This is a genomic window from Lewinellaceae bacterium (assembly GCA_020636135.1).
Taxonomy (GTDB): domain Bacteria; phylum Bacteroidota; class Bacteroidia; order Chitinophagales; family Saprospiraceae; genus JAGQXC01.
In genome coordinates, this window is the sequence record JACJYK010000001.1 from 3,280,450 (window position 1) to 3,305,593 (window position 25,144).

Genomic DNA, 25,144 nt, shown 5'->3' on the forward strand with positions numbered 1-25,144 from the left:
GCATGATGAAGATACCGGATTCTGTCAGGTTTTTGAATAATTCGTTAGACCAGGCCAGTGAAAAACCTACGGACAGATCGCAAAATTTGTATATTGTGTCTAATTGACACAATGATAATCTATAACGTTATGAACTACAGCAAGCGCGCTATTCAAATCCAACTGGCAGTCAGCCTGGCGATCCTGATTACATCCTGTGCTCCCCAATGGACTGAAGCGGATCACGGAACCTATAAAGTGATCACCAACAACGGTGGGGCTGCCCTGGGATATTCGCCCCAATCCGGTGTATCCATCCTTACCGTAAGCCGGCATGCCTTTAAAGATCTCAACCGCAACGGATCTCTTGACCCGTATGAGGACTGGCGCTTATCTGCCGATCTCCGTGCTGCTGACCTGGCCAAAAAAATGACCGTAGAACAAATCGCCGGGCTTATGCTTTACAGCGCCCATCAAAGAATTCCCGGAGGAGGGTTTCGCGGTGACGGCACCTATCAGGGTAAACCCTATGATCAAAGCGGTTCCAAAGCTTCGGATCTTTCCGACCAGCAAATTGAATTCCTTAAGGAAGACAACCTCAGGCATGTACTGGTCACTACTATCGAATCTCCTGCCGTTGCCGCCGAGTGGAATAATAATGTGCAAGCCCTGGTAGAAGGGTTGGGATTAGGGATACCTGCCAATAACTCTTCTGACCCGCGGCACGGCACGGTAGCCAATGCCGAATACAACCTCGGATCCGGTGGTGCTATATCGATGTGGCCGGGCTCATTGGGCCTTGCTGCCACTTTTGATCCGGCAGTCGTGGAACAATTCGGAACCATAGCTTCGAAAGAATACCGCGCCCTCGGTATCGCGACGGCGCTATCACCACAAATTGACCTGGCTACCGAACCACGCTGGAACCGCGTGAATGGAACCTTTGGTGAACATCCCGGCCTGGCAACGGATATGGCTCGCGCATATGTCGACGGATTTCAGACTTCGGAGAACGGAGGATGGGGATTTCAGAGTGTCAATGCCATGGTCAAGCACTGGCCGAGTGGTGGTCCGGAGGAAGGTGGTCGTGACGGCCATTTCGGTTATGGAAAATTTGCTGTCTATCCGGGAAACAACCTGCAGGATCAACTGAAACCTTTTGTCGACGGCGCCTTTCATTTAAACGGTGGCACCGGAATGGCCGCAGCAGTCATGCCCTATTATACCATCTCCTACCAGCAGGATACGGTCTACGGCGAGAATGTGGGTAACAGCTACAGCAAATACATCATCAACGATCTCCTGCGCGGAGTCTATGGCTACGACGGCGTAGTATGTACCGACTGGATGATCACCGCCGATCCAGGTACACCCGACCAGTTCCTGGGAAAATGCTGGGGCATGGAAACAGCATCCATAGCCGAACGACACTTCAAAGTGATCGAAGCTGGTGTGGATCAGTTTGGCGGCAATAACGACGCTGAGCCGGTCATGGCCGCGTACCAGATGTTGGTTGACAAATATGGCGAACAGCCTGCCCGTGACCGGTTTGAAGCTTCCGCCATCAGGCTGCTGAAAAACATCTTCCGGACCGGTTTGTTCGAAAATCCTTACCTCGATCCGGAAGAATCTGCCAAAACGGTAGGCCAACCCGATTTTATGCTTGCGGGATACGAAGCGCAGCTGAAATCCATCGTCATGGTTAAAAACACGAATCAGGTAATGCCGGTCGCAAAGAAGAAGACCGTCTTCGTCCCTAAACGCCTGTTTCCCTCCACCGTTGGCTGGTTTGGTAATGTAACACCGGAGCGCATCGATTATCCGGTGAATATGGACATTATCCGCAAATACTATGAAGTGACCGAAGACCCAAAACAAGCCGATGTTGCCCTGGTTTTCATCAAAAGTCCGGCTTCCGGAACCGGTTATGATAAAGCTGACCTGTCCAGGGGGGGCAATGGGTACGTGCCCATCAGCCTCCAGTATAGCCCTTATACCGCAGACCTGGCCCGTGATCCGAGCATGGCCGGCGGCGATCCAACAGAATCATTTACCAACCGTTCCTACAAAGGAAAAACGATCCAAACCAGTAACCAGTCTGACCTGCAACTGGTTATGGATACCAAAAAAGCCATGGGTGACAAACCGGTCATCGTCTGTCTGGATGCGTCCAATCCCACCGTTATGGAGTTCGAACCGTATGTCGATGCTGTTTTAGTCAGTTTCAGCGTTCAGGACCAGGCTCTGCTGGATCTGATCAGTGGAGATCACGAACCCGGCGGACTGCTTCCGATACAAATGCCGGCTAACATGCAGACTGTAGAGACCCAAAAGGAGGATGTACCACTGGATATGGAGCCATATAAGGATTCCGCAGGGCACGTTTACAATTTTGGCTATGGCCTGAATTGGCAGGGCGTTATATCCGACCAGCGGACAGCGAAGTACGTGGGCGCAGACCAGTAGATTGATGTGATTTCAGGTTAACTGATTTTAGATTTTAGATTTTAAATGTTGTGGCTTTTTTGAAGCCCGGATACCTTATTGCCCCGATGCTTTGTCGCAACATCCATCCCCCTTCGAAGGAGGTATGCGATCTGCCAGGGAAAAACGAATGCGAAATTAACCTCCTCTCTTTTCATCTAAATCCCAAATCAACAGATTTACAAATAAACAAATAAACAGATATACAGATATACAGATATACAAATTAACACCTCTACAAATAAACACCTCTACATTTTGATGCCCTGATTCTCTTCATAATTACCAATCCATTATTTTAGTAATGGAACAACAGAACTGAAACCGATGAAAATACTATCAATCTTACCTTTCTTGATTACAACCATCACCTGGGCACAGCCGACGCAAACCATCCGGGGTAAAGTTGCAGACAGTGAATCCCATTTTCCGCTGATTGGCGTGCACGTCATTGCCCTGGATGAAGCGAGCAACCAATACGTCGCCACCACGGATCTTGACGGAGATTTCAGGCTGGAGAAAATCCCGGTTGGAAGGGTTTCGATCACTTTTTCCTACCTCGGATATAAAGATTTTAAGATGGCCGATGTCATCGTTACTTCCGGGAAGGAAGTTATCCTGAACATCACCCTGCAGGAATCGGTCACCGATCTGCAGGAAATCGTTGTTGTAGCAAGACAGGCAGGTGAAGCAAGGAATGAAATGGCTACGGTAAGTACCCGGGAGTTTTCGGTTGAAGAGACCAACCGATATGCCGGATCACGGGGTGAGCCCGCGAGGATGGCCAGCAATTTTGCCGGTGTGCAGGGCGCGGATGACTCCAGGAATGATATCATCATCAGAGGTAACAGTCCACAGGGAGTCCTTTGGCGGCTGGAAGGAATAAATATCCCCAATCCCAATCACTTTTCCATACCCGGTACCGGTGGGGGCCCTGTCACAATACTCAATAACAAGTTCCTGGCCAACAGTGATTTTTTTACCGGCGCTTTTCCTGCCGAATACGGGAATGGCCTGGCTGGCGTATTTGACCTGAAAATGCGCAATGGCAATAACGAGAAACTGGAATTCAGCGGTCAACTGGGTTTTTTAGGAACGGAATTAATGGCAGAAGGCCCTATTTCTAAAAAGAGCGGATCATCCTTTCTTGCTACCTACCGGTATTCTACACTGCAATTATTCCAGTTTTTAGGAATTAATGTGGGAACAGATGCTATCCCTCAATATCAGGACGGAGCTTTCAGACTTAATTTCCCCTTAAAATCCGGAGCCAATATTTCCTTCTTTGGCATTGGAGGCACATCTACCATCGATATTATCTTAAGTCAGGATACTGTGCCGGATAATGAAACTCTTATTTATGGATCAAACGACAGGGACCAGTATTTCTCGTCCAGAATGGGTGTCGCAGGCCTCTCATACACCCACCCTGTCAATGAAAGAACATATATCAAGACGACTTTCTCCGCCTCCAACAGCTGGATCAAGGCGCATCACGATTTTTTACCCCGCTATGTCGAGCAGGGAGAATATACTTATGTGGCACCTTACAATAAAGACAACCTACCCAGCATCCTGGATTATGTGTTTCGGGAAAATAAATATTCAGCGTATTTCTTCATAAACCGGAAATTCAACAAACAAGCGAGCATGAAGGCAGGGATCAATGCCGACCTGTTTGACCTCTATTATCAGGATAGCGCCCGGGTGATGAGTTTTGACCTTAACAACGAGCTAACGGTAGAAGATTGGAAAACAAGGTGGAACTCTACGGCGACTCCGCTTCTGTTGCAACCTTATGTGCAAATGAAATACAAATTCAGCGATGACCTCATCGGAACAGCAGGCATAACTTCCGTGTATTATTCGTTGAATACCAATAGCTTTTCACCATTTGAACCCCGGCTGGGGCTGAGTTATTCACTGACAAAAACCCAGAAGCTGTCATTGGGACTGGGATACCATAGTCAGACCCAATCCAACTACCTGTATTTTTACAATCCGGTAAACACCAATGCCGAGCCCTATAATCTCGGTATGGGGTTAAGCAAGAGCAGCCAGATCGTGGCGGGATATGACCTCTCCTTACAAGGCAATATTCGCTTTAAAGCAGAAACCTATTTTCAATACCTCACTAAAATACCGGTAGAGAAAAATTCCAGTTATTTCTCCCTGATCAATGCAGGCAGCGGATTTTCCAGGTTTTTTCCCGATGAATTAAAAAATACCGGTACAGGCAGAAATTACGGACTTGAACTTACCATTGAAAAATACTTCAGCAATCAATATTTTTTCCTGTTCACCGGATCATTGTATGACAGTAAATACAAGGGCAGTAATGGCCAATTGACCAATACGACATTTAATGGTAATTATGCCATGAATGCCTTATTTGCCAAGGAATGGAAATTTGAACGGTCATCCCTAAATGCAGGTGGAAAGGTCACCTTTGCAGGAGGAAGGAGGTATGGAGATGTTGATGAAACGGCCTCCAGGGAAGAAGGAGAGATCATATACCTTAACAACAGCAATTACAATAAATATGCTTTCAGGCCTTATTTCCGGGCGGATGCGAAAGTGAACTACCGTTTTAACCGGAATAAAGTATCCCATGAAATAGCTGTCGACCTGGTCAATGTCTTTAATATTAAGAACATCCTCACTTTAACTTATGATCCGGACAGCCCGGAAACCAATTACACCCGGGAGGAATACCAACTCGGTTTTTTGCCGCTGTTTTATTACCGTATCGATTTTTAAGATATTCCGACTGCTGACTACATGCTCCTGATCCTTATCTTCAGCTGATGAAGAAATTCCTTAAGATCCTGGCATTCGTAGTTGCACTTCTGGTCCTGGCAGCTGGCATTCTATGGTATGTGTATTTTCGTCCGGCGCCACCGGCTATTTCGGATGCCGACCGGGCACGCCTGGAAATCATGCCGTTGCCGGCAAAATTGAAATTAAAGGATGGCGCATTCGTAATCCCGCAGACCTGGTCCATTCAATATACAGCAATCCGGACCGCCCGGATTGAAGGTGCAGCAGATCGTTTCTTTATTCGCTTGACCAGGCAAACCAAGATGAATTTCTCCAGCAAAACCGGACCGCAACTGATCATCGATTGCAGCCGGGAAAGTCCTCGCTATCCAAACCTTCAGGAGGATGAGTCGTATACGCTGATGGTGTCAACCAGTCAAATTGTTCTGAAAGCCGCAGATGAATATGGCATCCTCCGCGGTCTGAACACCCTGGCACAAATGGTGCAGCGACAGGGGGACAACTGGGTGATCCCGGCTGTAGAGCTGGAAGACCAACCTCGCTATACCTGGCGCGGACTGATGATCGATGTATGCCGGCATTGGATTCCCAAGGAAGTTATTTTGCGCAATCTGGATGCTATGGCTGCTGTCAAGTTAAATGTATTGCACCTCCACCTGAGCGATTACCAGGGGTTTCGCGTCGAGTCGCGTCGTTATCCCAGGTTGCAGGAGCAGGGATCCGAGGGGAACTATTATACGCAGGATGATATCCGGGAAATGGTCAATTATGCAGCGGAACGGGGCATACGCATCATTCCGGAATTTGATCTGCCCGGCCACTCTACGTCCTGGCTGGTTGGATATCCTGAACTGGGCAGCGCTCCCGGTCCTTATACCATTGACGGCCTGGCAGGTGTGCTGAATCCGGTATTGGACCCTACCCGTGAAGAGGTGTATCGATTTCTGGATGGTATCATCGGTGAAATGGCCGGATTATTTCCAGATTCGGTATTGCATATTGGCGGTGATGAAGTCAATCCCCATGACTGGAATGAGAATCCATCCATCCAGCAGTTTATCCAGGATCATCAGTTGACTGATAACCACGGCCTCCAAGCTTATTTCAATCAGCGCCTGTTCGCTATTTTGACAGCACATGGTAAGCGGATGATGGGCTGGGATGAGATCCTTCACCCCGATCTACCTCCATCCGGCATCATCATTCAGCCCTGGCGCGACCCAAAAGCCTTGTGGGCTGCTGCCCGCCAGGGTTACGATGGCGTCCTTTCCAATGGCTATTACCTGGACTATAAGCAGCCCGCAGGAAAACATTATCAGGTAGACCCGGAAATCATCCCCGGGGCGGTCACCATTGAGATTGATTCATCCAACTGGCAAAGCTGGAAAACAACGATAACATTTCAGGATAATGTCATGGATGGGGAATTGTACCTGTTTGGTCAAGATGGCGATCTGCGGGGTATCATTCAATCGATGGGCAATACCGCTTCTTTCACAGATCCTGTGTGGGAAAACAACCTACTCACATTCAGTAATGAATCTTCTTTTGGCAGGATAAAATATGAGTTGACTGCCCACGGAGATTCCTTATCCGGCACCATGCGAATAGCCCTGTTTTCACTGGATATTAAAGGCGTAAAGAATGGAGGATCCGATCGCCCCGATGGTGATCCGCTTCCTTTGTTTGAAAAGATCGAGCCACTGACAGGTGAAGAGACCCGTCATATTCTGGGAGGTGAGGCCTGCATGTGGACAGAAATGGTAAGTGCTCAGACACTGGAAGGGAGGGTCTGGCCCAGGATGGCAGCCATTGCAGAAAAATGGTGGTCTCCGCAATCCCTGACCTCCGATGTAAAAGACATGTACCGTCGTCTCTGGATCACCGAAGAGGGTCTGGTCCGGCAAGGACTGCAGAGCCATAGCAATCAATACGATCTGCTCACCGGCATTACCGGCAAATGGTCACCGGCATTACAGGATTTTGCCGATGTATTGCAGGAGGACCTATTTTTCAACAGAATGACAATTTATCCACAGCCTTACAATGTGAAAATGCCTCTGGACCGGATGGTCGATGCAGCCATGCCGGAAAGCAAGGTAGCCTATCGGTTCAATCAATTAGCACAGGAATATGTTTCCAGTCCCAGGGACAGCCTGCGAGCACAAATCATCAGCTGGCTGGATCGCTGGATCGAATCGGCGGCCTATGTGGAAAGCATGCGGTCCGAACATCCAGAACTGGATGAAGTAGCACCCCATGCTGATCACCTGTCGCGGCTTTCCCGTCTGGTTATTGCCAAATTAAACCAGGAGCAGGCTACAGAAGCGGAATCGGAGATTCAGGAACTCCTCCAGGATGCTGGAAAACCCTTTGGTGGTACACTGTTAGTCGTCAACGAAGGGCTGTCCATCCTTTTACAATAACCGTGAAAAAGGGTGAAGTGAAAAAATAATTGCATTTTGTTGTCGTATATATTATATTTGTGGCAACAAAATCATAAATCATGCCCGACACGCCTTCAAGACCCCGTAAATACTGGATTATTGTCGCTTCAAAGGACCATGTCCGGAATGGCATCCGGCAAGGAATCGCCCAGGCCTGCCATGGCAAAGCAAGCCCGCTGAAACGGATGCGACCCGGTGACGGCGTCATCTACTATTCCAGTAAGCTTAAATTCGGGGAGCCTGCACCATGCTGGGAATTTACGGCGATAGGCACCGTCATGGACGGCGATGTCTATTCCATTCAGATGTCGGAGGATTTTTGCCCTTCCCGGCGCGAAATTGAATTTTTTCCTGCCTGGGATGTTTCCATCCTGCCGTTAGTAGATCAGCTATCCTTCATCCAAAACAAAAAAAGCTGGGGTTACCCATTTCGCTTCGGATTCTTTGAAATTCCGGCATCCGATTATAATTTAATAGCATCCAAAATGCTTCAGGAAAGCCATGAGCAAACCCGTAACCTTTCAGTTTGACCGGCCTGAAGACAGCCCCGGCTATGTCCTCTGGCAATTGACGATGGCCTGGCAGCGGCAGATCAAACATGCGCTGGATCCCCTGGACCTCACGCACACCCAATTTGTACTGATGGCCGCATTAGCCTGGTTATCGCGTCAGCAGGAAGCAGTAACACAAATCGATATAGCCAACCATAGCCAGACCGACCGGATGATGGTATCCAAGGTACTTAGGACCCTCGAGGCCAAGGACCTCCTATCCAGAGAGGAACATGCCACCGATACACGGGCTAAGGTAGTGACCCTGACCGCAGCCGGAAAGCAACGCATTCAGGAAGCGGTCAAAGTGGTCGAGGCTACCGATGCCGGGTTCTTTTCAGGTTTGGGTGAACAATTGAGCCCATTCCTTTCCGGAATGTTGCAATTACTGCAGCGATGAGTTCATAAACGCATCATGCCAACTCCAAAATATCGGTATTTTGAGTACATGAAGCGTATCCAACCGATAACAGGATTTCCATTGCTGGCCCTGATGATGATCAACATGATTTCGGCCTGCAAAACCACAGAACCTTCCGGCTATCTATTTGCATATTTCAAAGGCAATGGTGAAGATGGCCTGCATCTGGCCCACAGCGCTGACGGCTTTCACTGGAAAGCATTGCACGGAGATTCATCATTTCTTACACCGGCGGCCGGAGTGGACCATTTGATGCGCGACCCCTGCATCATCCAGGGCGGTGATGGCCAGTATCATATGGTCTGGACTGTAAGCTGGAATGAACGGGGTATCGGTTATGCGAGCAGCCCGGACCTTATCAACTGGTCACCGCAGAAATACATACCGGTCATGGAAGAAGAACCGACCGCCAGAAACTGCTGGGCTCCTGAAATTTACTTTGATTCTCCTTCTGGGACCTATCTCATTTATTGGGCAACGACGATTCCCGGGCGATTTCCGGAAACGGATTCGTTGGGAGACTCCGGATACAACCACCGGATGTACTGCACCACGACGAGGGATTTTGTCTACTTCACCCCTACCCGCCTGTTTTATGATCCCGGCTTTAATGTCATCGATGCGACCATCCGGCATATTGACCATCAATACGTGATGTTTCTGAAGAATGAGACATTGTTGCCCGAGGCGGAGAAGAACATCCGGATGGCAACCAGTGACAGCCTGATGGGCCCTTATTCCCCGGCCTCACCTCCTATTTCCGGACACTGGGTCGAAGGTCCCACTGCAATACACCTCGATACGGGCTGGATCGTTTATTTTGACCGTTACCAGGAGCACCGGATGGGAGCCATTTTATCCCCCGACCTGAAACATTGGGTTGATGTAAGTGACCGTTTGGTATTCCCGGAAGGAACCCGGCATGGTACGGTATTCCGGCCATCTGCAAAAACCTTATCAAAAATTGATCATCAATAATTTACTATGATCATCCGCAGTCTGACACCAATGCTCTGGACCAACGCATTCCAGGATACCATTGATTTCTATACCGGCCGATTAGGCTTTGTGTGTGGAGATCGCAACGACGATTGGGGATGGGCAGGCTTGTACCATGGGGCCATTGATCTGATGGTTGCGCGCCCAAATGCTCACACACCATTTGAAAGGCCTGTTTTCACCGGTTCTTTTTACTTCAAAGTGGATGATCTGGATGCCTGGTGGGAGGTCGTCAAAGATCAGGTTGAAATTGTCTATGCTCCCGAAACATTTGCCTGGAACATGCGCGAATTTGGCATCCATGATAATAATGGCTACATCTTACAATTCGGTCAGGACCTGCTCAAATGATGCAGATTGTCGATTAAGATCCGGATTATCACCCTATTGACATTCAAACCTGTGATGTCCTGCCATGCTCCGGTTTTTCGTCAGGGTTTCCAACCTGAAAGATTCCGAAATCCAGGCCTGGGATTCCTTAATCCGGAACTCAATGAATGACCGTATAGTGCATCCGGATGACGTGTACTCCTGATTTGTCCACAATCATATCAGAACCTGCTGAATGTCTGTTTCAGCAGACCCATCTCTTCCATTGATTCATTACCTTTGCAGGAAAATAAATCATTGTGAAAAAGCCTCTCTTCAAGCCCTTAAAATCCATTTTTGGGATACTACTTAGTGCAATCCTGTTCTTCGCCTGTAACACGGCTCCGGAAGAGCCTACGGATCTCGCCGCTACGCCATTTATTCCCAAGCCCATGTCGATCACAGCCACTTCCATGTCGTTTCATTTGAATGAAAAAACCGGCATTGAAGTTCAGAGTAAAGATCTGGAAAAATTAGGTAATGATCTGGCTGCCAAAGTCAAAGCAGCTACCGGACTCGATCCGGTCGTAAGCGTACAGTCCGGGACGCCTGCCCGCAGAACCATTTACCTTACCCTGAAAGAGGACAGTGACCTGGGTAACGAAGGTTATCAACTGACCATTGAGACCGATGGTATTGTATTGTCCGCCAACAAACCGGTTGGAATCTATTACGGCATGCAGACACTACTGCAGATTTTGCCTCCTCCGGGTGGTCCTGCTCATCCCGGCCCATTCATCGTACCTACCGGAACCATCCGCGATGTTCCCAGATTTGCCTATCGTGGAGTCATGCTGGATGTAGCCCGTCATTTCTTCTCAGTGGATGAAGTGAAAAAATACATCGACTACCTCGCCGAACAGAAGATCAATTACCTGCACCTCCACCTGACCGATGATCAGGGCTGGCGCATCGAGATCAAATCCTGGCCGGAACTGACCAAAATAGGCGGCAGTCTGGAAGTTGGTGGTGGCCCGGGCGGGTTCTATTCCCAGGAAGACTTCAAAGGCCTCATCCGCTATGCCGGTGATCGATACATCACCATAGTACCGGAAGTCGACATGCCCGGCCATATCAATGCTGCGTTAGCCTCCTATGCAGAACTGAATTGTGACGGCAAGGCGCGGGAGTTGTATACCGGCACCGAAGTGGGTTTCAGCTCTCTATGCGTACCTAAAGAGATCACGTACCAATTTGTCGATGATGTTGTGCGGGAGATTGCCGACCTGAAGCCAGGCCCCTATTTCCACCTGGGAGGCGACGAAAGCCATTCGACGGGATTGCCAGACTTCATCAAATTTGTTGAGCGGGTACGAGGTATTGTCCGCAGTCACGGTTTTACCGACATCGGGTGGGATGAAACAGCTCAAACCGAGCTGGATGACAAATCCATCATTCAGCTGTGGAACAGTGCAGAGTTTGCCCGCAAAGCAGTAGAACACGGCACCAAACTGATCATGTCCCCTGCGACCAAGACCTACCTGGATATGCAGTACGATAGTCTGACGCCACTGGGATTGCATTGGGCCGCCTACATTGAGGTAGACCAGGCCTACGAATGGGATCCGACGACTTTATTCCCCGGCATCGGCGCCGACAATATCCTAGGGCTTGAATTCCCATTGTGGACCGAAACCGTCACCGACCTGAAAGATCTGGAATTTATGGTGTATCCCCGTTTGCTGGGATTATCTGAAATCTCCTGGTCACCGAAGGATGAGCGGAATTGGGAAGAATATAAAGACCGGCTTGCCAGCTATATTCCCCGGTTGGATGCCCAGGGTATCAATTATTACAAAAGTCCAAAAGTGGACTGGCCGGAGTAGGCTTCGACTTCGCTCAGCCGGACATTGCTTTGACTTCGCTTGCTTCGACTTCGCTTGCTTCGTCTTCGCTCAGCAGGTTAGTTGATGTCGTGATCCGGTAACTCGTGATCCGATACCTTAATAGTGGTTATCTTATTAACTTATTGACCGATTAACTTATCAACTTTAGAAGGAAATGCATCGCCGTACCGCCATTCAATCGTTGGGTTTGATCACCACCAGTACCTTGTTTTCCGGTGTATTGGCTGGATTTATATCCAGTTGTGCCCAGCCGTCCAGTCCGGATCTTCAAGCAGAATTTTTCTCTGCTGACGAACTCGATCTGGTCCGGCAGTTGGTGGATGTCATTCTACCGGAGACTAAAACCGCCTCAGCATCCATGGTCAATACCCATCTGTTTATTGATCAGGTTTGCGCCAAGGTTATGACATCGGACCAACAACAGGTTTTCCGCGAAGGATTAACAGGCATAAAGGAAACATTCGTTAAAGCGGAGGATAAGACTTCCTATCTGACGACCCTGGATAGGAAAGCCTTTGAGGGAGACGAAGACTCGGCCTGGTTCAGGACGCTGAAGCAACTTGCGCTGATCGGATTTTTCACCTCGCAGGAAGGCACCACCAAGGCAAGTAATTATGTCAAAATTCCCGAAGCATATAAGGGAGAAATTCCCGCTGATGATCGGACATTGAATTACGGCAAGACCAGTTTGCATTTTAACGTTTAACGAGATACAAAATGGCAGATTTCAATATTCTCGGCAAAGGGACTACCGGCAATACCTACGATGCCATCGTCATTGGCTCCGGCATGAGCGGCGGCATTGCAGCCAAAGAACTCACCGAGGCTGGTCTTAAAGTGCTGGTTCTGGAAAGAGGGCGCATGGTTGAGCACAACAAAGACTATCCTACGGCACTTACTGATCCCTGGGACTTGCCACTTCGAAATATGGTCCCCCTGCAGGAGCAGGAAGATTATGCCATCCAGAAAAACTTGTACTTGTTTGGGCAGGATTGCAAGCATTTCCTGGTCAAGGACAGCATGCATCCCTACATCCAGAAGCGTCCGTTCATGTGGTACCGGGGATATCAGATGGGAGGACGCTCACTGCTGTGGGCCAAGCACACCTGGCGACTCAGTGACCTGGATTTCAGCGCCAATGGAAAAGAAGGGATCGGGATTGACTGGCCCCTAAGGTATGCGGATATCGCTCCCTGGTACAGCCACATTGAACGTTACATTGGTGTCAGTGGCAGCCGGGACGGCATCCCCAATCTACCGGATGGTGACTTTCTGCCGCCTTTCGAAATGAATGCCTTTGAGAAGTCCATCCGCAAGCGTTTGGCAGATGCCTATACAGACCGGCAGCTGATCATCGGCCGGATGGCCATCCTGACCCAGGACCACAATGGCCGGCAAAAATGCCACGCCCGCAACCTCTGTCACCGGGGCTGTATTTTCGGGGCGTATTACTCCAGCAATTCGGTTTCCCTGCCTGATGCAGCGAAAACCGGCAATTTGACCATGCGGCCTTTTTCAATCGTTGATCGTCTGATCTATGATCCGGACACGAACAGGGTCAAAGGAGTCAGGGTCATTGACACGGAGACCAGAGAAACGGTGGAGTTTTATTCGAAAATTGTCTTCCTGAATGCTTCCACGCTGGGTAGTACGCAAATCCTGCTCCAGTCTGCATCCGATGCTTTTCCGGATGGTCTGGCCAATTCATCCGGCACTTTGGGCCATTACCTGATGGATCACCATGCATACATCGGAGCAATGGGTGGAATCTCAGGTATGAAGGACACCTTTTATTATGGGCAGCGCCCCGCGAGTGTATACATACCACGCTTCCGCAATGTCCAGCGTAATGACCAGGAATACCTCCGCGGTTTCAGTTTCGAAAATTATACCGGACGGAGCGATTGGGACCGGGGGGCGAGTCAACCGGGACTGGGCGCCGAGTGGAAAGAGTCTCTTACGAAACCAGGAGACTGGTGGGCTTACTTTGAAGCCTATGGAGAAACACTACCCGAGTTTACCAATCAGGTTACATTAAGCAAGACGGAGAAAGATCAGTGGGGTTTACCTGTACTGGAAGTGGATATGGCCTACGGTGACAATGAGATGAAAATGCGTAAAGATATGCAGGCTTCCGCTGTCGAAATGCTGAATAATGCCGGTATGGAATGGGTGATGCCATTTGACTACGGTGCTATTCCCGGCACAGTCATTCATGAGATGGGCACTGCGCGGATGGGCAAGGATCCGAAAACTTCCGTGCTCAACAAGTGGAATCAGGCGCATGATGTCCTAAATCTATTTGTAACTGACGGTTCGTGCATGGCCTCTTCACCGTGCCAGAACCCGTCACTAACCTATATGGCCCTGACCGCACGTGCCTGTGATTATGCAGTGAAACAATTGAAAGCAGGGGAAATTTGAATTTTTCCTCTATCCCTTGAATGCCAATTCGTATTTTCAGTCCGGTGGTAAACCACAAGGCTGTGAAGTGGACTAAATCAAATCCGGAAGTACTATCCTTAACCCTGGCATTCGTATTCATAGCTTGCCAATCCGTGCATAAGCAGCCGGAAGAAACGTCCGCCACTCCCCTGGCCGGGCATCCCAATATGGTGATGATCGTAGTGGATGATCAGCGATGGGACGAGCTTTCCATTGCAGGTCACCCTTTTCTCAAGACGCCAAATATGGATCGATTAGCCCGCGAAGGTATTTTGTTCAGAAATGCGTATCAGGTGGTACCACTTTGCTCCCCAAACCGTGCCAGCATCCTCACTGGTCAATATCCTTCCCGCCATGGCATTGTAGATAATGTTGCACGGGATCGCGCCAGTCATCGACTACAACTTTTCGCACCGTTATTGCAGCAGGCCGGCTATACAACCGCACACATTGGTAAATGGCATATGGGGAATGACCCTACCCCGCGTCCGGGTTACGATTACTGGACTTGTCTTCCCGGTCAGGGCCGGACCATAGATCCCATTCTTTATGAGGATGGTCGCCTGGACACCATCAGTGGTTATGTTACGGACATCCTAACGGACAAAATGATCGAATTTATCCGGAACAATGCCAGCAAGCCATTTTTTGCTTACCTGGGTCATAAGGCTGTGCATCCGGATGCGAAACAACTCAACAATGGAGCTATTGACCTTAAAGCAGGGCATCGCTTCATCCCCGCTCCTCGCCACGAAGGCACGTATCACGATGCATTTTTCCAAAGACGCCCAAATGCACTCACATCCTATGACCAGGTGGACTCGGCATCTGTCATCGGACAAGCTCTGATTGAAAAAAGCCGCCCGACCATCCGAAATGAATTTGGAGACGATTTACTGGATCATTTCACGACCGATAAAACCATCCGTGAACGTTCGGAAATGCTCCTTGCCGTCGACGAAAGCCTGGGGAAGATAATGGCTGCACTGGAAGCTTTAAATATTCTGGATAACACTTGCATCATCTTAACCAGCGACAACGGTTATTTCTACGGCGAACACGGTTTGAGCCTGGAAAGAAGACTCCCTTACGAGGAATCGGTGAGGACACCATTGATAATCCGCTATCCGGGAGCAATCAGTCATCCCGGACAGGATGACCACTTCACCCTCTCCATCGACTATGCACCGACGATCCTGGACCTGGCCGGTATCGCTATTCCCGCGTGGATGCAGGGTCGTTCTCTGGTCCCCTTAATGCAGGGACCGGTCAAGGATTGGCGGCAATCCTTTTTAATGGAATACTACAGCTATGAGAATCCCATGCCCTGGCTGATCGATACCGATTACAAGGCTTTGCGAAAAGGTAATTACAAATACATCAGGTGGTATAAATACCAGGATCGCGATGAACTTTACGATCTGGAATCCGATCCTTATGAAATGCATAATCTTGTGCACGAACCCAATATGAAATCTCTTGCAAGCGAAATGAAAACCGAACTGGCTCAGGCTGCAGCTGAGGCCATGGGTTTAAATTGATAAGATGAACATAAACACATGATCCAACACATCACCTCTCCCACCCTGATTGCCGCCGCCGGCAATAAACCCAAAAAAATAGAAGAGTTTTTCGGCCGGGTCAACAGTGACACCACCGAAGTAAGCATTGCCCGGATGACTTCTCCCGAAGGTTGGGTTGAGCCTGTCCAGACTCCTGAATTCAATGAATACACAGTGGTGCTGGAAGGCTGCCTACAAGTAAAGACTGCAGAAGGTGTCCTGGATGTCCGGGCCGGAGAAGCCATTCTGATCCGCGGAGGGACCTGGGTCCAGTACAGTACACCCTATGCTGGTGGCGCCCAATATATGGCCGTCTGCCTGCCGGCATTTTCCATGGATACCGTACATCGGGAATAGTTATGAAGGTTGAAGGTTGAATGCAATTAAGCCATATGGCTGTATGTCTAATTTCCTTTCTTTTTAACTTCCATATTTATTAACACCTCAACATACCGTGCAATCCATCATCATTTCCCAATACCGGGCAGCCCTGAAAATGCTGGAATCAACGATCCGGAAATGTCCGCTGGCTCAATGGGATGATGGTACCGACGATTCACCATTCTGGCGCGTGGCCTACCATACTTTGTTTTATACGGATCTCTATTTATCCCCGAGTGAAGACACATTTCTAGCTGACCTCATGCATTTGCCAAACTACCAATACCTGGGAAAGACCTCTTTCGACGGACAACAGGTGAACATCAGCAAACGATTTACTGCTGAAGAAATACTCCACTATCTGGATTCGATCCGTGACCGTTTACCACAAGCCATTGCAGAAAAAGATCTGGAAAGCCCAGGTGGATTCAGCTGGCTGCCGATGACCACCGCTGAGCTGCATCTGTACAGCATTCGTCACATTCAGCATCATATTGGCCAATTGATCGAGCGTTTGCATCAGGCGGGGATTCAGGGATTTCCATGGGTCGGTCGTATCAACTGAATATTTCTGAATTGCCCCTATGAACTGGCGCAATCACGCCATCTATGCTGTTATAAAATGAACTAAGTTTGTTGGATCAAATCATTAAATCACTGCAATGACTTCTAAAACTCAAATCTCCATCGAAGCGAGCGTTAACGCTCCCGTTGACAAAGCCTGGGAATGTTACACGCAGGTCGATCATGTCCTGCAATGGAATCACGCCTCCGATGACTGGCACTCCCCCAGCGGCGAGAACGACCTGCGTCCGGGTGGCAAATTCAACTACCGGATGGAAGCCAGGGATGGCAGCTTTGGCTTTGACTTCTGGGGTATTTATGACGAGGTGATCCCTCAGAAAAAAATAGCCTACACCCTGGGTGATGACCGCAAGGCAACGGTCAACTTTTTACCCAATGGCGACCAAACCGATGTATCGGTGGTGTTTGAAGCGGAAGACACCAATCCCATCGAATTGCAGCGCGGAGGCTGGCAGATGATCCTTAACAATTACAAAAAACACACAGAGTCCTGCAAGTAAGAGTCATTTAAATTCTCAATAATTAAACACCAGCAATACGGTCCGTCTATGATGATCGTGGTTGGAATTGCATCCTTAACTGGCTTTCGTAATACTTTCCGATCTGAAATTTGAGTGAACCACAGAATTGACTTAATTTACTGGATATCTCGAACACACCAGCGTACATCCATAAGCATGAAACTTTACTATGTACATTGTTCAATCGTATCCGGTAGCAGTGATCCTGTGTGTGATCACCATGTTGTGTTGGGGTTCCTGGGCCAATACCCAGAAACTCGCAACTAAAAATTGGGCTTTCCCACTCTTCTACTGGGACTATACCTTGGGGGTGTTGCTGTTTTCCCTGCTTTTTGGTCTAACCTTGGGGAGTTCCGGTGATTCGGGGCAGGGCTTCCTGGCCAATCTGGCTGACGCGGATACTGCCGCATTGGGTTCCGCGTTCCTGGGCGGAGTGGTATTCAACTTCGCCAATCTGTTGCTGGTAGCGGCCATAGATCTGGCAGGCATGGCCATCGCATTTCCGATTGGCATTGGATTAGCCCTGGTGCTGGGCGTCCTGGTCAACTACCTGGCAACACCGGTCGGCAACGCGGTATTTCTGTTTACGGGTGTGGCTCTGGTTTCGGTCGCTATCATCCTGGATGCAATCGCTTACAAAAAAATCAGCAAAGGATCGGCTACTTCGCGAGGCATCCTGATCTCCTTGCTGGCAGGCATACTGATGGGTTTCTTTTTCCGCTTTGTCGCGGCATCCATGTCCCCGGATAACCAGGTCATCGCTCCGGGCATGCTCACGCCATATTCCGCATTATTCGTATTCGCCATAGGGGTTTTTCTATCCAGTTTTTTGTTCAATAGTTATTTCATGTATCGCCCCATGAATGGATCCGTAGTGACCTTCCGGGACTATTTCTCTCTGGGAGATCTCCGGCTGCATACTATTGGCATCCTGGGTGGGATCATCTGGTGCATTGGTATGAGTCTCAGTCTGATCGCGAGCGAAAAAGCCGGATATGCCATCTCCTATGGCCTGGGCCAGGGGGCAACTCTGATTGCCGCGATCTGGGGCGTTTTCATCTGGAAGGAGTTTAAGCATGCCCCTCCGGGTACTGACCGGTTGCTTACGCTGATGTTTGTCTGTTTCATCATCGGGCTGACGTGCATCATTTATTCGAGGTACGCATAATCTCTACGTCATGGGCAAAGTGATCGTCATAGGAAGCAGCAATACGGACATGGTATTCCGGACACCACGATTCCCTGCGCCGGGAGAAACCATCCTGGGCAGTGACTTCGCTGTGATACCCGGAGGCAAAGGAGCCAATCAGGCGGTGGCCGCAGCTCGTGCCGGAGCAGAAGTGGTCTTTATTGCCAAAGTAGGAGATGATGACCTGGGACGCCAGGCGTTGACCTGCTATCAGGAGGATGGCATCGAGACCCGCTTTATTCTGGCCGACCACAGTCACCCATCCGGAGTGGCGATGATCCTGGTCGATGAAACCACCGGAATGAACTCCATTGTCGTTGCCCCGGGAGCAAACGCCCATCTGATGCCCGCAGACCTGGACGCCATCGCCTTCGAGATCCAATCGGCAGATGTCCTGCTGATACAATTGGAAATCCCCCTGGAGACAGTATTACGTGCTCTGGAGCTCGCCGCCATCACCGGAGTGACGACCATCCTGAATCCGGCACCGGCGCAAGACTTGCCAAACCATTTATTAGGCCTGGTAGATATCATTACCCCAAATGAAACCGAAGCCTGGCAGTTGACCGGTGTTTCCCCCGATCTGACCGGATTCACCGAACAGGCGGGAAAAAGCCTGCTGCGCCAGGTCAGACAAGCCGCGATCATGACCCTAGGCGAACATGGCGCTTTCTTCATGCATAAATCCGGGCAGGAAGATATCATCCCTGCACTCCGGGTAGATGTGGTAGACAGTACCGCTGCCGGAGATGTTTTTAACGGCTATCTGGCAGCTTCTTTGGCTGATAAAACAGATTTCGTACAATCGATCAAAATAGCGAATACGGCCGCATCCATCTCCGTCACCAGACCAGGAGCACAGCCCTCGATACCCGGTAAAAATGAAGTCATTTAAACAAAAGAAAAAGCCTGAAAATGCATTATAGAATAATCAGATACCCCACATATGCATGGATTGCCCTATTACTATTGGCTTCCTGTCAGATCAATGTCAACAAGGTCTCCCAGGATCCACAGTTGGAATACCTGCCCTATACGACCCACTCCACTGACCGGCAAATTTCCAGGAATGATTATCTGGACCACCTGGAAGGCTTCTGGTTGGCTGAATGCATCGCCAATTGGACCGGGCTGATCACCGAGATGGATAAAATAGGTGGTAACGGACTGGATGGCCGGGGTTCGGGTTTCTATACACGACTCAGCTGGGGTGGACCGGATGGTCCAAGTATCTGGCAGGATGCAGCACCGGAACGAAAGATCGACTTCTACCTGGATCCGCCGGATAGCATCTGGGGCGCTGATGATGATACGGACATCGAATACATCTACCAATCACTTTTATACCAATACAAGACATCCATCCTGACCGGTGAACAAATCCGGGACGGATGGCTGGCGCACATCAAGCCGGAAGAAGAAAACTTCCTATGGGTATCCAACCAGCGGGCATTTGATCTGATGAAAACCGGGATGACCCCACCGGCAACCAGCGATCCCGCGAATAATCCGGATTATGAAATGATCGATGCACAACTCACCACTGAGATCTTTGGTTTATTTGCCCCCGGGAGGCCGGATATCGCTTTAAAAATGGCATACCTGCCTATTCGTGCCACCGCCTCGGGACAGGCTGCCTCTATCGCTGAGTTTTATGTGATCATGCACTCGCTGGCTTCCGTCACCGATCCGGGATGGACGATGAAAGAAAAGATAAACTGGCTGGCCAGAGAGGCACGCAAGCATCTGGACAACAGTGCCTATCCCGCGAAAATGTATGATTTTGTCGAGTCAATGCATCAAACCGGAGCACCGTGGGAAGCGGTACGCGATTCCTTATACGAAAAGTACCAGGTGAGGCAGGAAGATGGTTATGATTGGGCCACCAAGGAACCTGCCTGCCACGGTTGCTTCGCCGCCGGAATCAATTTTGGCGCGAGCATCATCAGCCTGCTTTACGGAGAAGGTGACTTAAAGGAAACTATAAAAATAGGCGCTCTGTGCGGTTGGGACTCCGATAACCCCACCTCCACCTGGGGTGGACTATTGGGATTTTTGGTCGGCAAAACGGGAGTCGAAAAAGCTTTCGGGCGCACTTTCGCCAACCAGTTCAATATTCACCGCACCCGGATTGGTTTTCCACAAAACGGGCTGGATAATTTCCAGGCTATGGCCCAAAAAGGTATATTCATCATCGACCGCGCTGTACAGGAAGAAATGCATGGCGGTGTGGATTTAATCAAAGGCATCTGGTATATACCGGAATAACCGCGTAATTATTGAATTCCAGGAAATTTCCGCCTATTCCTTCACAGCGATCTTGCTATGTGGCAGCGCAAAGTCATCATCCACCGTCATCAGGACGATCTGATCCCCTGCTCGGCATTTACCCAGGATCTCCTGTATGGATATATCTTGATAGGTCTTGTCCGAATACGACCAGATCGTGCCCGTATCGCCGTCCTGGATAGCCAGTCGAAATTTCAATTTGCCGGTCGGCCTATTTTCCTCAGGGGAAAGGTAAACAGTCTGTACGGTTAAGGTCCCGCCGGACAATTTGGAAACCTCGCATATTCCATGATCGGTATATTCGGAGACGATCATATGCTGATCAAGGAATGCCGCAGAGCAGCTGCGAAAGCGTTCTTGAGCATCCAGATCGTTCAAGCCAATGAGGGTGAGCACTGCACCAATGAAAAAAGATCTTACATTCATAACCTTGGAGTTTTAATGAATCATACCATGCAAATGTATTTACCGGCACATTCCCTTGCCGTAAAGGCTCGTAAAACAATGTAAACGAATGCAAAATGTGGGCATTAAGCCGTTCCATCGTGTATTTTTGTAGTATGATGAACACACACTCTGCCAAGAAATTATATTTTATTACGCTTTGGATCTCCCTGACAGGACTTGTCTACGGGCAGGTACAGGATACGCCTTCCGGACCGGCCGTCGTCTCCGACCAGGTCAATATTGCACTCCGTGCTGCCGGGGATCGATTGATGGACATCTCGGGAGATTCGACCTCCACCATCCCTCCTGTTGAATTACTTGGCAACCAAAGCTACCGTCTGGATTTAAACCACCACATCATTTACGACAGCCTAGCCTCCGTACTGGAACAAACCTTTACCAGACATCAGATCAGTGGCCCTTATCAGGTGGCACTGCTGGATTGCAACACGGATGAGGTGTTGTTAGGATACTCTTCGCTGGATCTCAAGGAAGGATTTGCAGCCTGTATGGGGCGTGACCAACCGGACTCCTGCTACCAGCTGATGGTCACCTTCATTCCAGCCCGGCCTGCCACTATGGACAGGTCACTCATGATGGGCTTTTTAGCTTTGCTCGCTGCAGGAATATTCTTGCCGATCCTATATGTACGCCGCAAATCATGGTTTGGAAATAATATTGTTGATACTTCACCGGCAACAGCAGAGGACAGCGACCAGATCAGTTTTGGCACAACGTCTCTGGATGTAGGTCGTCAGACCTTGCACCATGCCGGAAAAGCCCACAAATTGACCTACCGGGAGACAAAATTACTTTCCGTTTTAGCCAATCACCCAAATAAGGTCCTTTCACGAGATCAATTGATGGCTTCCGTTTGGGAGGACGAAGGGATCGTGGTAGGCAGAAGTCTTGACGTATTCATCAGCCGGCTGCGTAAAAAACTGAAGGATGATCCGGCCGTCCAGATCTCCAATGCCCACGGGGTCGGCTACAAACTTGAAGTCAGCGCGTAGTCCATGCATGAAAAAGGCGCCGCGATTCGCGACGCCCATTTCCCGAGTATGTTGAAACTAAAAAGAATCGGTTTTCATCAATCAGGAATTACGGATATCATCCTGTTGTGGTTAGAAACTGACATTGGTCAATTTACTTGTAATCGTAAACGTCTTTTTCAGGCTCCCGCCGGAATAAGTACCTCCCGAGTACAGTCCATGCCATTCCGTGCCGGTAGATGTCCCACCGGTATAAATCGATAAACTGTTGCCGTTTTGAATGGATGGCGCTGAAAAGATCATGGAGTAATAATTGCGCTCCGGTTTAAAGGTGAAAAGTTCGTTGCCACTGGCATCCTGAACATGAAATAGGGTGCCGGCGCTGATGCGGTTGTTCGTGGTTGCCTTCACAGAATACTGGGCGGATGTTGCATCAGGGGCTTCGGTCATATTGGAATTTGTTCCGGACACCACCAATAATCCACCTGAAATAGCAAAGTTGCCATTAAAATCGAGTCCGACTTCAGGTGAGGACTGGGGCCCATGGATGACCACCGTCCCGCCGGTCATTTTGATGTTTCCGTTGCTATCGAATCCGTCGCCATTGGATGCGCTTACAGCTATCTTACCTCCGTTGATCTGGAGCAGGCTACCGTCATTGGCTTCACCCCCATTACCCATCGTCGCATTAAAACCATCATCCGATGAGTTAACCAGGATTTCACCATCGTTGACGGTGATGAATGGGGCTTCAATACCTTCCACCGACCTGCTTATTTCAACGTAGCCGCCATTGATGGTGATGGATGATTCTGCCTTGATCCCGTCGTCATTGGAGGATAAGGTGATGGTGCCATTGTTGATGACTACATCACGGTCTGCCTTAACGGTTTTGGCTTCTGCGTATTCGGCATTCTGCCCTGAACCGGATTCCAGTATCTTACTCCCGGTAGTAGTGACCTGCAGTACGATCTCCGTTATGCCATCCCCTATCACAAGGTCTTCATCTGAAGAAATCCCTTTACCTGCCGAGCCGGAATTGGAAATTTGGATGTTCCCTCCGTAGAGGTAAATGGATCCATCGGTCGTGATACCGGTGCTGCTGTAAGTATCGGTCACGTTGTCTTCATTTTTATAGGTCGCGCCATTCCCGGACAATGAGACGGTCAGTGTTCCGGATAATATTTGCACATCCACATCCGAGGAAACCCCTTTATTCGCCATACCACTTCCCACAATAGTAACATCCGCTCCATCCAGGACGATACCTTCATCCCCTTTCACTCCCGTGCAATAGGAAGGATCATAACCGGAGCCTGACTCTTCCAGGACCACATCCCCCGAGAGCGTAACATCAATGGTTCCACCTAACAGCAGGATCTGATCTTTGGACTTGATGGCTTTGGATTGATTGCCTGCAACCGTCAGATTGATCGTGCCTCCGCTGATGGTTAATGACTCATCACTAGCAATCCCTTTGACATCATCTTTGACGCTGTTGATCGAAATGTTACCGCCCGTAATGGTTAATGATCCGCCGTCTCCATCGATACCGTCGCCGGATGCAGCTACCACGATGGTGCCACCGGTGATGGTGACTCCGTCACTGCCATGGATACCATCTTTTGCGGCACTGGTGACCTGGATGGTTCCGCTTTCAATGTAGAGTTCCGAATCCGTCGCCAGACCATGCTTCTTGGAGCCGGAACCTGAAATTGTCATGCTTCCATCTCCGGAAAACGTAAGTGAGCCCTCGCTAAAGAAGGCAGCATCCTGGTCTTCTTCTTCGCCATCTGTCCCGAGGGGAGGATCGGCATAAGAGGCACCATCGGCAAGCATGTTTTGGGTTCCATCCATCAGGACGATTGCACCTGGCAATTCGGACTGGATGTTGATAGCCGGACCAACTGTATTGGTTAATTCCACCCCGTTCAAGCGCAGGGAATAGGCACTTTCACTATACAGTTTAAACGTACCGTCTGTGGATTCCCCCTGCAGTTGATATTGCACCTCCGGGTCACTGGTGGTGGCATAAACGGTCACCATTGCTCCGGCAACCTGCACATCAACGCCCTCAAAAGCCAATGGATTCACGACCAGCACCGAATTACCTGTATAAGTAATCATCACGGTTTTGCTCTGTACACCGAAGGAAATGCTGTCCAGGTCCGTCAGCGCATAACTGGCTTGCTGGTCTCCCACCCGGATGTATAGGGTGCTTCCTCCGGTATCAAAGTAAATACTATCAGTAGCCGAAACCCAGGCCCCTAAAGAAAGTCCATCTTTTTTGTGGATGAACAGCTTCTCCTGGCTAAATCCGGCAGTGGCAAATAGCATCAGTATTATAGCGTAAAATAGGGTTCTCATAGTTTCACGATTTTGATGGCCTGATCCTTAACTTTCAGCAGATAGAGACCGCCGCTTAATTGCGAGAGATCAAGCTGGGTTTGAATCCCATATACCATCTTTGTCTGGACCAATGATCCATCCATGCGGTAAATGGAGATCTGTGATTCCTGATCAGGTAAGTTTGAGATGTTCATCGCATCCTGGACCGGATTCGGATAGCATACAATGGAAGACTGTGTTGTCACTGCATTAACCGTAGTCGATGCATCAGCGAAATAAATTTTACGAACTTCATTCAGCGGAAATGATTGCTGGGAACCATCGTAAAATGCCAGTTGAACCTGTGATGCTGGCAGGGTAAGATTACGAACAGCATTGATTGGATTAGCTACCTCCGTTCCATCCCAGTTTTGAATGATCACCTGTTGTGCACTGGCGTGATTCCAAAACCCGGGCAGCAAACTCAAGCAGGCAATACCAAGGTAATTTTTGATTAGCATAACCGT

The 25,144-nt window shown here is 49.4% G+C and carries 21 protein-coding genes; 18 read left to right on the top strand and 3 right to left on the bottom strand.

The features are described 5' to 3' along the window. The first annotated feature begins 129 nt into the window (after positions 1-129). From H6570_12615 to H6570_12695, 17 genes are all read left to right on the top strand, one after another. Positions 130-2,445: a glycoside hydrolase family 3 C-terminal domain-containing protein gene (locus tag H6570_12615; protein MCB9320123.1), complete on the top strand. Its 2,316-nt coding sequence runs from the start codon at positions 130-132 to the stop codon at positions 2,443-2,445. A 345-nt stretch (positions 2,446-2,790) separates the two neighbouring features. Beyond that, positions 2,791-5,223 carry a TonB-dependent receptor gene (locus tag H6570_12620; protein ID MCB9320124.1) on the top strand — a complete coding sequence of 811 codons (2,433 nt, stop codon included), beginning with the start codon at positions 2,791-2,793 and terminating at the stop codon, positions 5,221-5,223. Between the two features lie 47 nt (positions 5,224-5,270). Further along, positions 5,271-7,670 (top strand): family 20 glycosylhydrolase, encoded by a 2,400-nt coding sequence (locus tag H6570_12625; protein ID MCB9320125.1) that lies wholly within the window; start codon positions 5,271-5,273, stop codon positions 7,668-7,670. Positions 7,671-7,750: 80 nt separating this feature from the next. After that, a complete protein-coding gene (locus H6570_12630) occupies positions 7,751-8,221 on the top strand; it encodes an EVE domain-containing protein (protein ID MCB9320126.1) in 471 nt (156 codons plus the stop codon). Next, positions 8,193-8,642, top strand: coding sequence for a MarR family transcriptional regulator (locus H6570_12635; protein ID MCB9320127.1), 450 nt, complete (start codon positions 8,193-8,195; stop codon positions 8,640-8,642). The genes H6570_12630 and H6570_12635 overlap by 29 nt, the downstream gene beginning before the upstream one ends. Positions 8,643-8,690: 48 nt before the next feature. Continuing rightward, the gene (locus H6570_12640) at positions 8,691-9,641 is read left to right on the top strand and encodes a glycoside hydrolase family 43 protein (protein ID MCB9320128.1); all 951 of its coding nucleotides are present in this window, start codon (positions 8,691-8,693) and stop codon (positions 9,639-9,641) included. A gap of 6 nt (positions 9,642-9,647) precedes the next feature. Next, the gene (locus tag H6570_12645; protein MCB9320129.1) at positions 9,648-10,013 is read left to right on the top strand and encodes a VOC family protein; all 366 of its coding nucleotides are present in this window, start codon (positions 9,648-9,650) and stop codon (positions 10,011-10,013) included. A gap of 410 nt (positions 10,014-10,423) precedes the next feature. After that, a complete protein-coding gene (locus H6570_12650) occupies positions 10,424-11,857 on the top strand; it encodes a beta-N-acetylhexosaminidase (GenBank protein MCB9320130.1) in 1,434 nt (477 codons plus the stop codon). A 175-nt stretch (positions 11,858-12,032) separates the two neighbouring features. Beyond that, a complete protein-coding gene (locus H6570_12655; protein MCB9320131.1) occupies positions 12,033-12,584 on the top strand; it encodes a gluconate 2-dehydrogenase subunit 3 family protein in 552 nt (183 codons plus the stop codon). A gap of 11 nt (positions 12,585-12,595) precedes the next feature. Further along, the gene (locus H6570_12660; protein MCB9320132.1) at positions 12,596-14,302 is read left to right on the top strand and encodes a GMC family oxidoreductase; all 1,707 of its coding nucleotides are present in this window, start codon (positions 12,596-12,598) and stop codon (positions 14,300-14,302) included. 62 nt (positions 14,303-14,364) lie between these two features. Beyond that, positions 14,365-15,864, top strand: coding sequence for a sulfatase (locus H6570_12665; GenBank protein MCB9320133.1), 1,500 nt, complete (start codon positions 14,365-14,367; stop codon positions 15,862-15,864). Between the two features lie 18 nt (positions 15,865-15,882). Next, positions 15,883-16,242 carry a cupin gene (locus tag H6570_12670; protein ID MCB9320134.1) on the top strand — a complete coding sequence of 120 codons (360 nt, stop codon included), beginning with the start codon at positions 15,883-15,885 and terminating at the stop codon, positions 16,240-16,242. A gap of 97 nt (positions 16,243-16,339) precedes the next feature. Continuing rightward, positions 16,340-16,831 (top strand): DinB family protein, encoded by a 492-nt coding sequence (locus H6570_12675; GenBank protein ID MCB9320135.1) that lies wholly within the window; start codon positions 16,340-16,342, stop codon positions 16,829-16,831. A gap of 97 nt (positions 16,832-16,928) precedes the next feature. Then, positions 16,929-17,351 (top strand): SRPBCC domain-containing protein, encoded by a 423-nt coding sequence (locus H6570_12680; protein MCB9320136.1) that lies wholly within the window; start codon positions 16,929-16,931, stop codon positions 17,349-17,351. Positions 17,352-17,541: 190 nt separating this feature from the next. Then, positions 17,542-18,540 (top strand): multidrug DMT transporter permease, encoded by a 999-nt coding sequence (locus H6570_12685; GenBank protein ID MCB9320137.1) that lies wholly within the window; start codon positions 17,542-17,544, stop codon positions 18,538-18,540. A 10-nt stretch (positions 18,541-18,550) separates the two neighbouring features. Next, the gene (gene rbsK / locus H6570_12690; GenBank protein MCB9320138.1) at positions 18,551-19,456 is read left to right on the top strand and encodes a ribokinase; all 906 of its coding nucleotides are present in this window, start codon (positions 18,551-18,553) and stop codon (positions 19,454-19,456) included. Positions 19,457-19,476: 20 nt separating this feature from the next. Continuing rightward, positions 19,477-20,829, top strand: a complete 1,353-nt coding sequence (locus H6570_12695; protein MCB9320139.1) for an ADP-ribosylglycohydrolase family protein — start codon at positions 19,477-19,479, stop codon at positions 20,827-20,829. 33 nt (positions 20,830-20,862) lie between these two features. Here the strand turns inward: H6570_12695 and H6570_12700 are convergent, their stop codons facing one another. Next, positions 20,863-21,276: a hypothetical protein gene (locus tag H6570_12700; protein ID MCB9320140.1), complete on the bottom strand. Its 414-nt coding sequence runs from the start codon at positions 21,274-21,276 to the stop codon at positions 20,863-20,865. Positions 21,277-21,410: 134 nt separating this feature from the next. Here H6570_12700 and H6570_12705 point away from each other — a divergent pair, with 134 nt between their 5' ends. Further along, positions 21,411-22,310, top strand: a complete 900-nt coding sequence (locus tag H6570_12705) for a winged-helix domain-containing protein (GenBank protein ID MCB9320141.1) — start codon at positions 21,411-21,413, stop codon at positions 22,308-22,310. Between the two features lie 111 nt (positions 22,311-22,421). Here the strand turns inward: H6570_12705 and H6570_12710 are convergent, their stop codons facing one another. Together H6570_12710 and H6570_12715 are read right to left on the bottom strand one after the other, a co-directional pair. Continuing rightward, a complete protein-coding gene (locus H6570_12710) occupies positions 22,422-24,656 on the bottom strand; it encodes a carbohydrate-binding domain-containing protein (GenBank protein MCB9320142.1) in 2,235 nt (744 codons plus the stop codon). Then, positions 24,653-25,138 (bottom strand): T9SS type A sorting domain-containing protein, encoded by a 486-nt coding sequence (locus H6570_12715; protein MCB9320143.1) that lies wholly within the window; start codon positions 25,136-25,138, stop codon positions 24,653-24,655. Before H6570_12715 ends, H6570_12710 begins: the two co-directional genes overlap by 4 nt. Between the last annotated feature and the right edge of the window lie 6 nt (positions 25,139-25,144).

Coding starts and splice junctions, on each gene's coding strand:
- H6570_12615 (MCB9320123.1), top strand. CDS start 130: ATGAACTACAGCAAGCGCGCTATTCAAATCCAACTGGCAGTCAGCCTG.
- H6570_12620 (MCB9320124.1), top strand. CDS start 2,791: ATGAAAATACTATCAATCTTACCTTTCTTGATTACAACCATCACCTGG.
- H6570_12625 (MCB9320125.1), top strand. CDS start 5,271: ATGAAGAAATTCCTTAAGATCCTGGCATTCGTAGTTGCACTTCTGGTC.
- H6570_12630 (MCB9320126.1), top strand. CDS start 7,751: ATGCCCGACACGCCTTCAAGACCCCGTAAATACTGGATTATTGTCGCT.
- H6570_12635 (MCB9320127.1), top strand. CDS start 8,193: ATGAGCAAACCCGTAACCTTTCAGTTTGACCGGCCTGAAGACAGCCCC.
- H6570_12640 (MCB9320128.1), top strand. CDS start 8,691: ATGAAGCGTATCCAACCGATAACAGGATTTCCATTGCTGGCCCTGATG.
- H6570_12645 (MCB9320129.1), top strand. CDS start 9,648: ATGATCATCCGCAGTCTGACACCAATGCTCTGGACCAACGCATTCCAG.
- H6570_12650 (MCB9320130.1), top strand. CDS start 10,424: ATGTCGATCACAGCCACTTCCATGTCGTTTCATTTGAATGAAAAAACC.
- H6570_12655 (MCB9320131.1), top strand. CDS start 12,033: ATGCATCGCCGTACCGCCATTCAATCGTTGGGTTTGATCACCACCAGT.
- H6570_12660 (MCB9320132.1), top strand. CDS start 12,596: ATGGCAGATTTCAATATTCTCGGCAAAGGGACTACCGGCAATACCTAC.
- H6570_12670 (MCB9320134.1), top strand. CDS start 15,883: ATGATCCAACACATCACCTCTCCCACCCTGATTGCCGCCGCCGGCAAT.
- H6570_12680 (MCB9320136.1), top strand. CDS start 16,929: ATGACTTCTAAAACTCAAATCTCCATCGAAGCGAGCGTTAACGCTCCC.
- H6570_12685 (MCB9320137.1), top strand. CDS start 17,542: ATGTACATTGTTCAATCGTATCCGGTAGCAGTGATCCTGTGTGTGATC.
- rbsK (MCB9320138.1), top strand. CDS start 18,551: ATGGGCAAAGTGATCGTCATAGGAAGCAGCAATACGGACATGGTATTC.
- H6570_12695 (MCB9320139.1), top strand. CDS start 19,477: ATGCATTATAGAATAATCAGATACCCCACATATGCATGGATTGCCCTA.
- H6570_12700 (MCB9320140.1), bottom strand. CDS start 21,276: ATGAATGTAAGATCTTTTTTCATTGGTGCAGTGCTCACCCTCATTGGC.
- H6570_12705 (MCB9320141.1), top strand. CDS start 21,411: ATGATGAACACACACTCTGCCAAGAAATTATATTTTATTACGCTTTGG.
- H6570_12710 (MCB9320142.1), bottom strand. CDS start 24,656: ATGAGAACCCTATTTTACGCTATAATACTGATGCTATTTGCCACTGCC.
- H6570_12715 (MCB9320143.1), bottom strand. CDS start 25,138: ATGCTAATCAAAAATTACCTTGGTATTGCCTGCTTGAGTTTGCTGCCC.